Source organism: Kineococcus sp. DHX-1, assembly GCF_042473625.1.
Classification (GTDB): Bacteria; Actinomycetota; Actinomycetes; order Actinomycetales; family Kineococcaceae; genus Kineococcus.
Map to the genome: position 1 here is coordinate 3,653,754 of NZ_CP170445.1, position 12,761 is coordinate 3,666,514.

The window sequence follows — 12,761 nt, forward strand, 5'->3', positions numbered from 1 at the left end:
TGCGGGTCAGTCCCGTCCCCGCACCAGAGCAGGAGCACCTCGTGTCCCAGCCCAGCCAGCAGCAGGAACCCCCCGGCACCACCGACGCGATGCGACCGACCCCCGACCACGGGGAGACGTCCTACCGCGGCAACGACAAGCTCGTCGGCAAGGCGGCGATCGTCACGGGCGGCGACTCCGGCATCGGCCGTGCGGTCGCCATCGCGTTCGCCCGCGAGGGCGCCGACGTCGTCATCAGCTACCTGTCCGAGCACGAGGACGCGCAGGAGACGGCCCGGTGGGTCGAGGAGGCCGGTCGGCGCGCCGTGCTCGTCGCCGGCGACGTCTCGGAGGCCGAGCAGTGCCGGGCCGTCGTCGACGCGTGCGTCCGGGAGTTCGGCAAGGTCGACGTCCTGGTCAACAACGCGGCGTACCAGATGAGTCACGACACCCTGGAGGAGATCTCCGACGAGGAGTGGCTGTTCACCGTGAACACCAACCTCAGCGCGTTCTTCTACCTCTCCAAGGCCGCGCTCCCCCACATGGGCCGAGGGTCGTCCATCATCGGCAGCAGCTCGGTGAACTCCGACAACCCCAAGCCCACGCTCATCCCCTACTCGGTGACCAAGGCGGGGATCGCGAACATGTGCGCCTCGATGGCGCAGCTGCTCGGGGACCGCGGCATCCGTGTCAACAGCGTCGCCCCCGGCCCCGTGTGGACCCCGCTCATCCCGGCGACGATGCCGCCGGAGCAGGTCGAGACGTTCGGACAGCAGGTGCCGCTGGGACGACCGGGTCAGCCGGCCGAACTGGCCCCGGTGTACGTGCTGCTCGCCTCCGACGACGGCAGCTACGTCTCCGGGGCCCGCGTCGCGGTGACCGGCGGCAACCCGATCCTCTGACCCGCGTCGCGCGTGGAGCCGGGTTCCCCTCCGTCGCCCGCCGGAGGGGAACCCGGGATCAGGGGGCCGTCACCGGCCGCGGGGCACCACGGCCTCCCGCGGCCGTGACGGGGTGAAGGGGTAGCGCTCTGCGCCGAGCCCACGCAGGACCGCCCGTTCCACGGGCGAGTGCTCGGCGGGGTCGGCACGGTCGAAGTCCAGCGGTGCGCGCAGGCTCAGCGGCGGGTTGGTGATGAGCCGCTGGGCGCGCAGGACGTTCTGGGACGTGGCGTGCAGCACGAAGGGGTGCATGAGCACGACGTCCCCGGCCTTCCCGGTCAGTTCCACGAACTCGTGGCACTGCTCCACCAGGCGGGTCTGCTGCAGCTCGTCGGGCAGGACGCCCTCGGGGCGCTCGGCCAGGAACCGCGCGACGACCCCGACGGAGTCGGTGGCCACGAACGTGCCGCCGCCGCGGGAGAGCACGTCGGTCCACAGGACGATCGTCAGCAGCCCCTGTTCCGGGGAGTCCAGGAAGTGCCGGAAGAAGTCCCCGTCCTTGTGCCACCCGGGCACGGCCGCGGAGGGTTCCTCGAACGGCCGGTCGGCGCCGACCCCGAGGTTGGCGATCATCCCGTCCGACCACCGCCACGGGGTCTCGACGCGGTCCTCCCCGCCCAGGAGCTGGCAGGCCGCGGCGTACGCCGCCGGGGCGAAGGACGCGGCGTCGAGGTGCTGCTCGGAGCGCAGGTGCACGCGGGGCCGGTCCCACGTCGTCGGGTCGTCCCGGTCCACGCCGAGGCGCTCCCAGGCGCGGTCCACGTGCGGCGCCGCGTCCTGCGCGGTGAAGCAGCCCGGAAGGACGACGTACCCCCTGTCGAGGAAGTGCTCGACCTGCGCGTCGGTGAGCGGGGCGCTGGTGGTGCTCGTCGTGCTCATCCCTTGAACGCTCCGTCCATGATGCCGGACACCATCTGCTTGCCGAAGAACGCGAACAGCACCAGGAGCGGGACCGTCACGAGGAAGGAGCCGGCCATCGCCAGGCCGAGGTCGACGGAGATGTTGGACTGCAGCGCCTTGATGGCGATCTGCGCCGTGTACATGTCCGGCGACTTCAGCACGATGAAAGGCCAGAGGAAGTCGTTCCACGCGTTGACGAACCCGAGCAGCCCCAGCACCGCGGCCGCCGGCCGGACGACCGGGAAGGCGATCCGCAGGAAGATCTGCCAGGAGTTCGCGCCGTCCATCCGGGCGGCCTGGAGGAGTTCGTCGCTGATCGTCGCGCTGATGTGCTGGCGCATCCAGAAGATCCCGAAGGCGCTGACCAGGCCCGGCACGACGAGCGCCTGCAGGGTGTCCACCCAGCCGAGCGTCGACATGATCATGTACTGCGGGATGATCGCGAGCTGCGCCGGGACGGTCATCGTCAGGACGAGGACGAGGAACAGCAGGTCCCGCCCCTTGAACGTCATCTTGGCGAAGGCGAAACCGGCCAGCGAGCAGAGGAACGCCTGACCGACCGCGATGAGGGACGCGACGACGAAGCTGTTGATCAGCGAGCGCACGAACGGGACCGTCTCGAACACCAGCCTCAGCAGGTCCGGGAAGTTCCCGCCGGGCACGACACGGGGTGGCAGCTGCGTCGCCGCCTGCGACCCCACGGAGGACACGACGAACATCCAGTAGACGGGGAAGATGCATGCCGCCGCGGCGAGGCCGAGCAGCAGGTAGGTGTACCAGCGCACCCGGCCGATCGACCGCCGACGGGGCCGCGACGTCCGGACGCGGACGGAGTCGCGCTGCGGGGTTCCGGTGGTGGTGGCCATGTCAGCCCTTCTTCCCGAGTCGGCTCGAGAGCAGGAAGTTGATGAACGCCACGACGACGATGATCGCGAACAGGGCGACCCCGATGGCCGAGCCGTACCCGAACTTGAAGGACCCGAAGCCCTGTTCGTAGAGGAACAGCGACAGCGTCTGGCACTGCCGGGCCGTGCCGCAGGTGAGCGTCCCGTTCGACAGCAGCAGGGGCTCGGTGAAGATCTGGAGCCCGCCGATGGTCGACATGATCACCGTGAAGACGATGACCGGCCGCAGCGAGGGCAGCGTGATGTGGAAGAACTGCTTGACCGGACCCGCGCCGTCCATGGCGGCCGCCTCGTACAGGTCGCGCGGGACGGCCTGCAGCGCGGCGAGGTAGAGCAGCGTGTTGTACCCGAACCAGCGCCAGACGACCATGGTCGAGACGAGCAGGTGACTGCCGAGCGGCGTCGACATGAAGTCGACGTGCTGGAAACCCAGGCCGCCGATGACCCAGTTCAGCAGTCCGAAGTCGCGGTTGAAGAGCTGGGCGAAGACGATCGCCGTCGCCGCCACCGAGGTGATGTACGGCAGCAGCATCGCCATCCGGAAGAAGGTGGCGAAGCGGAGCAGCGCGCTGTTCAGCACCTGCGCGAGGACGAGGGCGATGAGCAGCTGCGGGGCGGTCGAGATGATCCAGATGCTGAACGTGTTCTTCAGCGCGTTCCAGAACCTCGGGTCGGCCGCGAGCTGCTGGAAGTTCGCCAGCCCGACGAAGGTCTTGTCCCCGATCGGGTTCCAGTCGAACAGCGCGACGTAGAACGTGAACAGCAGCGGGAAGAGGCCGAAGACCAGGAACAGCACGTAGAACGGCGCGACGTAGCCGTACGGCGCCAGCCGCTCCCACCGCTTCTCCACCGGGCGGGTCGCGGTTGCGGGCTTCACCCCCTTGAGGGTGCCCGGGGTCAGCGTGGCGGCCATCAGGCGCCGATCGCCGTCTTGATGCCCTTGACGGCCGTGTCCCAGGCGGCGGCGGCCGGTGCGCCGTCACCCTCGACGCCGTTGAGGGCGTTGAGCAGCTCGGTGCTGATCTCGGTGTTGTACTCACCGTTGAGGAACGGCTTGAGGCCCAGGACGGCCTGGGTGAAGATCTTGCCGGTCGGCGCGTCGCTGAAGAACGGGTCGGTGTGGTCGACGAGTTCGGGCTTGTCGTAGTTCACCGGGGTCGTCGGCAGCGACCCCGACTCGATGAAGTGCTGCAGCTGCTGCTCCGGCGACTGCATCTTTGAGATGTAGGCCCACGCCGCCTTCGGGTTCGCCGCGCGGGCGGGGATGGCGAGGTAGCTGCCGCCCCAGTTGCCGCTCCCGCCGGGGATGGTGGCGATGTCCCACTTCCCCTCGGTCTCCGGGGCGGCCGAGCGGATGGAGCCGAGCATCCACGACGGGGCGGCCACGGCGGCGAACGTGCCCTTGGCCATGCCGGCGTTCCAGCCGTCGCTGAAGCTCTCCAGCTTGGCCGTGATGCCGGCGGCGATGGCCTTCAGCCCGAGGTCGAAGGAGTCCTTGACGACGGGGTTGGTGTCGTACACGACCTCCCCGTCGGCGGAGTAGTACTGCTCGGTCCCCTGCGAGACCGCCTGCAGGAAGACGGTGGTCGCCGCGTTGTCGATGAAGGCGCTGCCGGAGGCCTGGGTGTAGCGCTGGCCGGTGGCGATGAACTCCTCCCACGTGGGCCACAGCGCGCTCACCTCGTCCCGGCTCGTCGGCAGCCCGGCGGCGGCGAACAGGTCGGTGCGGTAGGCCACGCCCATGCCGCCGACGTCGGTGGGGATGCCGACGATCTCCCCGCTCTTCGCCGTCGCCTGCGCCATGACCCAGTCGACGTAGTCGTCCTCGACCTGGTCGGCCCCCAGCGTGGCGAGGTCGGTGAAGTTGCCGGGGTTCTTCATGAACTTCGGCAGGTCGCCGGCCTGGATGAGGACGAGGTCCGGGACCTTGCCGCCGGCCAGGGCGGTGGTCAGGCCCTGGGCGGTCTCCTGGGCGTTGCCGACCTCCGTCAGCTTCACCGTCACGTCGGGCGCGAGCTTCTTGTACGCCTCGACGTCGGCCTTCTGGTTGATGCCGGTGAACGACCAGAACTCGAAGGTGTTCGGGTCTCCCGAGCCGCTGGAGCCGGACGAGCAGGCCGAGGCGGTGAGGGCGACCCCGCCGGCCAGGCCGCCGAGGGCGAGGGCGCGGCGACGGCTGAGGAAGGGGTTCAGGGCGGGCGTGGTCACGGGGAGTCGCTCCTTCGGAAGGGCTGGACGAGGTGGTCAGGCGCCGGCGGCGAAGCCGACGGTGGCGAAGCTGTGCGCAGGCAACGCCACCCGCAGCAACCCGTCGTGGACGGACACGTCCTGCAGGTCGCCGACGACGACGGGGGTGTCCGTGGCGGTGTTGTGGGCCGAGATCTCCGGCGCCGTGAGCAGGTGCCCCTCGACGGAGCCGACCCGGGCCCCGCGGACGTCGAGTTCGACGACGAGGGGTTCGGTGGCGTCGAGGTTGGTGAGGGAGACGAGGACCCGCCCGTCCTTCGTGCTGGCCGAGGCCGAGAACGTCGCGAGCTCGGCGTCGCCCACGGTGCGCGTCGGGCTGGCCCCGCGGACGGCCAGCGGCAGCGAGGCCGCGTCGTGGTGCCCCTTGTTCATGGCGAAGACGTGGTAGCTCGGGGTCAGGACCAGCGCGTCGCCGTCGGTGAGCAGCATGGCCTGCAGCACGTTGACCGTCTGGGCGATGTTCGCCATGACGAGCCGGTCGGCGTGCCGGTGGAAGGCGTCGAAGTGCACCGAGGCGACGAGGGCGTCCCGCAGGGTGTTCTGCTGGAAGAGGAACCCGGGGTTCGTGCCGGGTTCGACGTCGAACCACGTCCCCCACTCGTCGAGGACGAGCCCCACGCGCTTCTCCGGGTCGTAGGCGTCCATGACGGCGGCGTGGCCGGCGAGGATCCGCTCGATCGCGGCGGCCTTCACCATCGTGCGGTAGTACTCGTCGCTGTCGAAGCGGGTCGCCGACCCCTTGGCGTCCCAGGTGTCCCCGACGATCGTGTAGTGGTGGAACGACACCGCCTGGTAGGTGTTCGTGCCGTGGCCCGTGACCTCGCCGACCCCGAGGTGCCGGCCGAGGTTCTGCATCAGCACCTCGGTCCAGCGGTAGTCGGCGTCGGCCGCGCCCGCCGCGATGCGGTAGAGGTGGTTGTCGCCGTGGTCGAGGCTGTAGGTCCCGAACTGCCGGGCGAGTTCGGCGTAGGCGCCGGACCCCATGCCGCCGCCGCACCCCCAGGGTTCGTTGCCGAGTCCCCAGAACGGGACGCTCCAGGGTTCGTCGCGGCCGTTCTGCCGGCGCAGGCGCGCCATCGGGGAGTCGTCGGCACGGGTCAGGTACTCGATCCACTCCGCCGCCTCGCGGACGGTTCCGCTGCCGACGTTGGCCGAGACGTACGGGTCGGCCCCGAGGAGTTCGCACAACGCCATGAACTCGTGGGTGCCGAAGGAGTTGTCCTCCACGACGTCGCCCCAGTGCGAGTTCACCATCGTGGGCCGGTCCTGCCGCGGACCCACCCCGTCGCGCCAGTGGTAGGTGTCCGCGAAGCAGCCGCCCGGCCAGCGCAGGTTCGGGATGTCCAACGCGCGCAACGCCTCCACGACGTCGAGGCGCAGACCGCCCTCGTTCGGGACGTCGGAGTCCTCCCCCACCCAGAACCCGCCGTAGATGCAGCGGCCGAGGTGCTCGGCGAAGTGCCCGTACAGGTGCCGGTTGATGCGCGGGCCGGGCAGGTCCGCCTCCAGCACGGCGCGGACCACCCGGGAGGGGACCACGTCGTCACTAGTGGTGGTCGTACTGGATGCGGTGTCCTCGTCAGCGGTGAGCACGTGTCCTCGCAAGGGTTCGGTGGAGGGGGACGGCGGCGGGCGATCGTCCTCGACTCGTCGCGCCGTCCAGGGGAACCAGCACCGGCTCCCACTCTGTGTGTATCGATATACTGATGACGCCCGCCCGGACTGTCAAGGGGCCACCGACGGCGGTAGCTTCGTCCCGACCCGCCCTCGGAACCGGCGGGCCGGAACAGGAGGAGCCGGACGTGGTGACGATGCGCGACGTCGCGGCGGAAGCCGGGGTTTCCCCGATGACCGTCTCCAACGCCCTGACGGGCCGGCGCCCCGTGAGCGAGGCCACCCGCCGCACGGTCCTCGAAGCCGTCGACCGGCTCGGCTACCAGGTCAACGTCGCGGCGCGCAGCCTGCGACAGGGGCGCACGGGTGTCGTCGGCATCGCCGTGCCCACCCTCGACAGCCACTACTACAGCCGGCTCGCCCACCGGCTCGTCCTCGCGTTCTCCCAGGCCGGGCTCGCGACCGTGGTCGAGGAGACGCACGCCAGCCGCGAGGGCGAGCTCGCCGCGTTCCGCGACTCCCGGCTCAACGCCTACGACGGGCTCGTCATCGCCGCCCTCGGACTCACCGAGCGCGAGATCAACGCCCTCAGCCGGGAGGTTCCCGTCGTCGTCCTCGGCGAGCAGGAACTGCACCAGACCGTCGACCACGTGAGCATGCCGAACGTGGCGGGCGCGGAGGCGGCCACCCGGTTGCTGCTGGACCGGGGCTGCCGGCGCCTGGCCCTGGTGGGTTTCCCGACGCTCACGGACCTGCAGGACGTGACCCTGCCCGAGGGTGCGGCGTTCGTGCTCCGCGCCGAGGGCTTCGCCCGGGTCGTCCACGAGCAGGGGCTGCAGGCCTCGGCGGCCTACGCCGGGGTGACCCAGGCCGCGGGCGCCGCCTGCGCCCGCGACCTGCTGCGCCGGGGCGAGGTGCCCGACGGCATCTTCTGCGTCACCGACACCCTGGCGTTCGGCGTCGTGCGGGGTCTGGCCGACCACGGCGTCCGCGTCCCGGACGACGTCCTCGTCGTGGGCTTCGACGACGTCGAGGACGCGGAGTTCCACATCCCGTCGCTGACGTCGGTGGCCCCCGACCTCGACGGGCTCGTCAGCCAGGCCGTGCACCTGCTGGGGCGGCGGATCGCCAGCCCGAGAGCGCTCCCGCAGGACGTCACCGTCTCGTTCCGGGTCCTCGAGCGGGAGTCCACGGGACGCTCCTGACCGGCTCTTGACAGGTCCCGGACGTCGCGGGCGATGATATCGATACACGGGACCGCACCGCCGCGCCCCGACTCCGAACGGGAGAGAACGATGACGTCCCCCACCGCCGCCCGGCGGACCTTCCTGGCCCTGGCCCTCGCCGCCCCCCTGGGCGTCTCGCTCGCCGCGTGCGGCGACTCCGGACCCGGCGCCGCCGCCGGCGGCTCCGGAGGTGACGGCGCGAGCATGTGGTTCCTCACGGGCCAGCCGGCCGAGGGCATCCGCAGCGACGCGATCGAGGCCTTCAACAAGGCCAACCCGGACTCGAAGCTGTCGATGGCGTCCTTCCAGAACGACGCCTTCAAGGCCAAGATCCGGACCGCCATCGGTGCGAACCAGGCGCCGACGATCATCCCGACCTGGGGTGGTGGCGGTCTGCGCGACTACGTCAAGAACTCCCAGGTGGAGGACCTCACGTCCTTCTTCGCCGAGAACGCCGCCCTGAAGGACAAGCTCTTCGCGAGCGCCTTCGGGGCCGCGACCGTCGACGGCAAGATCTACGCGGTGCCGTGCGAGACGGTCGCCCCCATCGTCATGTACTACAACAAGAAGCTCTTCCAGCAGGTGGGCGCCGACATCCCGACGACGTGGGACGAGCTCATGGCGCTGGTCGACGTCTTCAAGGGCGCGGGCATTGCCCCGATCGCCCTGGGCGGGCAGTCCCGCTGGACGAACATGATGTGGCTCGAGTACCTCTACGACCGCATCGGCGGCCCGGAGCTGTTCACCTCCATCTACGAGGGTCAGCCGGACGCCTGGTCCCAGCCGGACTCGATCGCGGCCCTGACCAAGGTGCAGGACCTCGTGAAGGCCGGCGGCTTCGTCAACGGCTTCGCCTCGATCACGGCCGACTCCAACGCCGACCAGGCCCTGCTGTACAGCGGCAAGGCCGCGATGATGCTGCACGGCTCCTGGGTCTACGGCTCCATGAAGAGCGACGGCGGCGACTTCGTGACGGGAGGGAACCTCGCGTTCAGCACCTTCCCCTCCGTCGCCGGCGGCAAGGGCGACATGGCGAACACCGTCGGGAACCCGTCGGGGTACTACGCGATGTCCTCCAAGGCCACCGACAAGGCCAAGACGGACGCCAAGAAGTTCTTCGCCGAGGGCCTGGTCACCGACGCCACGACGAAGGCCTGGATCGCGTCGGGCAACGTCCCGATCGTCACCGGCTCGGACAGCGAGTTCGGCAGCGGCGAGGACAGCGAGTGGCTGAAGTTCGTCTACGACCTGGCCTCGAAGGCCCCCTCGTTCCAGCAGTCCTGGGACCAGGCGCTCTCGCCGACGGCCGCGGAAGCGCTGCTGGAGAACATCGAGAAGCTCTTCGGCCTGTCCTCCACACCGGAGGAGTTCGCCAAGGCCATGGACGCGACCGCCGGGTCCTGACCGGGGTCCCGTTCACGCAGCGTCGACGGCGACGGACGGCGGGTGGGCGACCACCCGCCGTCCGCCCGTCCGGCCGGTTCCAGCGCGCGGAGCCCGGTGAACCGTGGAAGCCTTCGGGCGCACCGGGAGCCTTCCGGCCTCCGGTGCGGGCCCGCAGAGATCCACGGGCCCCGACGAACTGGAGGAACGCGTGAACCCCACCGGCATCATCACGGCAATCATCGTCGGTCTGATCATCGGGGCGCTCGCTCGCCTGGTCATGCCCGGCAAGCAGAACATCTCCATCCTGCTGACGATCATCATCGGCATCGTCGCGGCCTTCATCGGCACCGCACTCGCCAGCGCGGTCGTGAACACGAACAACGGCTTCAGCTTCATCCAGCTGGTGTTCCAGGTCATCATCGCCGTCATCGGCGTGGGCATCGTCGGCGCCATCCGCGGTCGCGCCCGCTGACCTCCCCGTCGGGGGCGGCACGCGCCGCCCCCGACCGAGGGTCACCAGCCCATCGTGCCCGGCGCCCCCTTGAACGGGCCGGTCACCTCCGAACTGATCCACCCGCCGTAGAAGTCCCCTTCCTGCGCCTGGACCTCCTCGTCGTCGAGCAGGCACCGCACCCCGGAGGGGTAGAACGACAGAGCCCCCGCGAGCGCCGCGTACGCCGGTGTCGGCTGCCGGTAGAACCAGCCGGCCTGCGGTCGCAGGACACCGCCGTCCTCACCGACGAGGTCGACGTAGGACGCCTGCCCCTTCCACTCGCACCAGCTCCGGCCCTGCCCGGGACGCACGGCACCGGAAAGCACGGCGTCGCCCGCGACGTAGTACGTCGGCGGGTGCGAGGTCTCCAGCACGCGCCAGGCCCGCGGCGCCTGCTCGTCGGGCAGGACGTCGACGATCAGCCGGCCCTCGGGGTCGTGGATGCGCACGCGCCGGCGCGCGGGTTCGAGCCGCGGCGGGCGCGGGTAGTCCCAGCAGGATTCGCTCACGCAGGTCAGGGTCGTCCCGCACGTCGCCGGCCGCGAGCGGAGCCCGTCAGCGCCAGGCCGCCAGCACCGCCTCGCTGAGCCGGTCGAGCGAGGGCGAGCCCACCTTCCAGCGCTGCCAGTGCAGGTCGACGTCCAGCCCGCCGCCGGGGTCGAGGTCGACCAGCGGGTCCGCGAGTCCGGTGGTGACCTGCTCGGGCAGCAGCAGTCCCCACCCGAACCCCAGCCGCACGGCGTCGCCGTAGTCGGCCGTCGCCGGGACGTGGTGGCGGGGACCGCCGGGGCTGCCCTGCCCGCGCAACCAGCTGTCCTGCAGGTCGTCGTCCCGGTCGAAGACGACGAGGGGGGCGCGGTCGAGCGCGGCCGGGGTCACGCCGTCGGGGAACCAGCGGCGGACGAACGCCACGGTGGCGCACGGCTGGTAGTGGACGGCGCCGAGACGGGTGGCCCGGCAGCCCGGCACCGGGTCGGCCTCGGTCGTCACCGCCGCGACGACGCTGCCCTCCCGCAGCAGTTCGTGGGTGCGTTCCTGGTCCTCCCGGCGCAGGTCGAAGGAGAACTCCCCCGCCAGCGGCGCGAGCGCGGGCAGGAACCACGTCGCGAGGGAGTCGGCGTTGACGGCGACCGGCAGCACGGGCGGCGCGTCGGCCGGCCGGACGGCCCGCTCGGTCTCGGCGGCCAGCAGGTCCACCTCGCGCGCGAGCCGGAGCACGGCCTGCCCGGCCTCCGTGGGGCGTGGCGGGCGGCTGCGCACGAGGAGCGGCCGGCCTGCGGCGGTCTCGAGGGCCCGCAGGCGCTGGCTGACCGCGGACGGCGTGACGTGGAGGGTCCGTGCGGCGGCGTCGAACGACCCCTCGGCGACGACGGCCGTCAGGGCGCGCAGCTGCGCCAGGTCCCAGTCCACGCGGGCGCTCATGAAGCGATGCTAAAGGTGCGTGAGATTCCTGAGCTGGAGTCCGGGCGGTGCGGTCCCTACCGTCGGGACCGTGCTCACCCTCCTCACCGGGCTGGCCTTCGGGCTCTCCCTCATCGTCGCGATCGGCGCGCAGAACACCTTCGTCATCCAGCAGGGGGTCCGCGGCGAGCACGTCGGCGCCGTCGTGGCGGTGTGCATCGCCAGCGACGTGCTGCTCATCGGCGTCGGGGTCGCGGGGGCGGGCGCCCTCGTCACGGCGGCACCGGGCCTGCTGACGGTGCTGCGCCTGGCGGGGGCGGCGTTCCTCCTCGCCTACGGCGCGCTCGCGCTGCGGCGGGCGTGGCGGCCCGGGGCGTTGCGCGCGGACACCTCGGGAGCGCCCGTCCCGCTGGCGCGGGTGGTGGCGACGACGGCCGCGCTGACGTGGCTGAACCCGCACGTCTACCTGGACACCGTCGTCCTGCTCGGCTCGGTCGCGGCGGCCCACGGCAGCGAGCGCTGGTGGTTCGGGGCGGGCGCCGCCCTGGGCAGCGCCGCGTGGTTCACGCTCCTCGGGCGCGGCGCCCGGCTCCTGCGTCCCGTCTTCGCCCGCCCCGGAGCGTGGCGTGTGCTCGACGTCGTCGTCGCGGTGGTCATGGTCGTGCTCGCGGTCCAGCTCGTCGCCCGGGGCTGACCACCGGTCGCCCGGTCACCGCGCGCCGCGGCGCAGCGCCTCCAGGGCGAGCGTCGGCAGGCCGATCGCGCGCAGCGCCAGCGCAGCGGCGCCGAGCAGACCGTCCTCGGCGGGCAGCACGGTCCGGCCGGCGAGGGCCGCGCGCAGGCCCGGGGCCGGGGACCCTTCGGCACCGCGCCGCCACACCCCGCCGCCCACGACGAGAGGCCCCGGCCCGTCGACGGCGCGCACGAGCGCGGCCAGCTCCTCCTGCGCCGCGGTCACGACGGCCTCGGCCACCGGATCGCCCGCGTCGGCCGCGGTGAAGCAGGCGGGGGCCAGCCGGGCCAGCCGGACGGGGTCCGTGCCGTAGACGAGGTCGACGATCTCCCCCAGCACGAACGCGCGCCCCTCGCGGGGGCGTCGGTCGTCGACGAGCCCGAACTCGGCGAGGAGCGCCGGGGTCAGCGCGGTCGCGGGGCCCGTCCCGTCGAGGTCGGAGGTCACGGCCCGGGCGACCTCGCGGCCCATCCAGAACCCCGCCCCGGCGTCCCCGAGGAGCCAGCCGTTGCCGCCGACGACCCGTTCCAGGGCGCCGTCGCGGACGCGGGCGGCGACCGACCCGGTCCCGGCCACGAGGGCCGCTCCGGTGTCCTCGTCGGTCGCGGAGTGGAACATCGCGAGCAGGTCCGACACCCGGCGGAAGGGCGAGCCGGTGTCGAGACCGAGGTGCTCCACGAGGCGGTCGAGCGGAACGAGCCGGTCCGATCCCGCGGTCGCCAGCACGGTGGACCTGACGTCGCCGCCCGTGGCGTCGGCCTCGGCGAGGGCCCGGGTGACGGCGTCACGCAACGAGCCGAGGGCCGTCTCGACGCCGACGGCCGAGGGGTTCCCCGGTCCGGACCCGGCGCGGGCGAGGGGCCGCCCGGCCGGGTCGAGGACGAGCGCCCGGGTCGTGCTGCCCCCGGCGTCCAGGGCCAGCACCACCCCGGAAGG

Annotated in this window: 13 protein-coding genes; 5 read left to right on the forward strand and 8 right to left on the reverse strand. The window is 71.9% G+C overall.

From position 1 onward, the window contains the following. Nucleotides 1-41 precede the first annotated feature (41 nt). Entirely contained in the window at nucleotides 42-881 is an 840-nt protein-coding gene (locus tag ACFEMC_RS17450; RefSeq protein ID WP_380170820.1) for an SDR family oxidoreductase, read from the forward strand. Nucleotides 882-950: 69 nt separating this feature from the next. Here the strand turns inward: ACFEMC_RS17450 and ACFEMC_RS17455 are convergent, their stop codons facing one another. From ACFEMC_RS17455 to ACFEMC_RS17475, 5 genes are read right to left on the reverse strand one after another with little or no spacing between them, the layout of a single operon-like run. After that, nucleotides 951-1,799 (reverse strand): phytanoyl-CoA dioxygenase family protein, encoded by an 849-nt coding sequence (locus tag ACFEMC_RS17455; RefSeq protein WP_380170821.1) that lies wholly within the window; start codon nucleotides 1,797-1,799, stop codon nucleotides 951-953. Then, on the reverse strand, nucleotides 1,796-2,686 hold the full coding sequence (locus ACFEMC_RS17460; protein WP_380170822.1) for a carbohydrate ABC transporter permease: 891 nt from the start codon (nucleotides 2,684-2,686) through the stop codon (nucleotides 1,796-1,798). The genes ACFEMC_RS17455 and ACFEMC_RS17460 overlap by 4 nt, the downstream gene beginning before the upstream one ends. Nucleotide 2,687: 1 nt before the next feature. After that, nucleotides 2,688-3,638, reverse strand: a complete 951-nt coding sequence (locus ACFEMC_RS17465; protein ID WP_380170823.1) for a carbohydrate ABC transporter permease — start codon at nucleotides 3,636-3,638, stop codon at nucleotides 2,688-2,690. Beyond that, on the reverse strand, nucleotides 3,638-4,933 hold the full coding sequence (locus tag ACFEMC_RS17470; RefSeq protein WP_380170824.1) for an ABC transporter substrate-binding protein: 1,296 nt from the start codon (nucleotides 4,931-4,933) through the stop codon (nucleotides 3,638-3,640). Before ACFEMC_RS17470 ends, ACFEMC_RS17465 begins: the two co-directional genes overlap by 1 nt. Before the next feature lie 36 nt (nucleotides 4,934-4,969). Next, entirely contained in the window at nucleotides 4,970-6,511 is a 1,542-nt protein-coding gene (locus ACFEMC_RS17475) for an alpha-N-arabinofuranosidase (protein ID WP_380170825.1), read from the reverse strand. Between the two features lie 272 nt (nucleotides 6,512-6,783). On the opposite strand from ACFEMC_RS17475, the gene ACFEMC_RS17480 reads away from it, so the two are divergent. The 3 genes from ACFEMC_RS17480 (at nucleotide 6,784) to ACFEMC_RS17490 (ending at nucleotide 9,670) form a co-directional block, all read left to right on the forward strand. Then, entirely contained in the window at nucleotides 6,784-7,791 is a 1,008-nt protein-coding gene (locus tag ACFEMC_RS17480) for a LacI family DNA-binding transcriptional regulator (protein WP_380176856.1), read from the forward strand. Between the two features lie 90 nt (nucleotides 7,792-7,881). Beyond that, nucleotides 7,882-9,216 (forward strand): extracellular solute-binding protein, encoded by a 1,335-nt coding sequence (locus ACFEMC_RS17485; RefSeq protein WP_380170826.1) that lies wholly within the window; start codon nucleotides 7,882-7,884, stop codon nucleotides 9,214-9,216. 103 nt (nucleotides 9,217-9,319) lie between these two features. Then, nucleotides 9,320-9,670, forward strand: coding sequence for a GlsB/YeaQ/YmgE family stress response membrane protein (locus ACFEMC_RS17490; RefSeq protein WP_380170827.1), 351 nt, complete (start codon nucleotides 9,320-9,322; stop codon nucleotides 9,668-9,670). Nucleotides 9,671-9,711: 41 nt separating this feature from the next. On the opposite strand, the gene ACFEMC_RS17495 is transcribed toward ACFEMC_RS17490, so the two are convergent. Both ACFEMC_RS17495 and ACFEMC_RS17500 read right to left on the reverse strand, forming a co-directional pair. Continuing rightward, nucleotides 9,712-10,200 (reverse strand): DUF427 domain-containing protein, encoded by a 489-nt coding sequence (locus ACFEMC_RS17495; RefSeq protein ID WP_380170828.1) that lies wholly within the window; start codon nucleotides 10,198-10,200, stop codon nucleotides 9,712-9,714. A gap of 46 nt (nucleotides 10,201-10,246) precedes the next feature. After that, nucleotides 10,247-11,113 carry a LysR family transcriptional regulator ArgP gene (locus tag ACFEMC_RS17500; RefSeq protein WP_380170829.1) on the reverse strand — a complete coding sequence of 289 codons (867 nt, stop codon included), beginning with the start codon at nucleotides 11,111-11,113 and terminating at the stop codon, nucleotides 10,247-10,249. Between the two features lie 70 nt (nucleotides 11,114-11,183). Between ACFEMC_RS17500 and ACFEMC_RS17505 the strand changes: the two genes are divergently transcribed. Next, nucleotides 11,184-11,786, forward strand: a complete 603-nt coding sequence (locus ACFEMC_RS17505; RefSeq protein WP_380170830.1) for a LysE/ArgO family amino acid transporter — start codon at nucleotides 11,184-11,186, stop codon at nucleotides 11,784-11,786. A gap of 15 nt (nucleotides 11,787-11,801) precedes the next feature. Here the strand turns inward: ACFEMC_RS17505 and ACFEMC_RS17510 are convergent, their stop codons facing one another. Next, entirely contained in the window at nucleotides 11,802-12,752 is a 951-nt protein-coding gene (locus ACFEMC_RS17510; protein WP_380170831.1) for an N-acetylglucosamine kinase, read from the reverse strand. Between the last annotated feature and the right edge of the window lie 9 nt (nucleotides 12,753-12,761).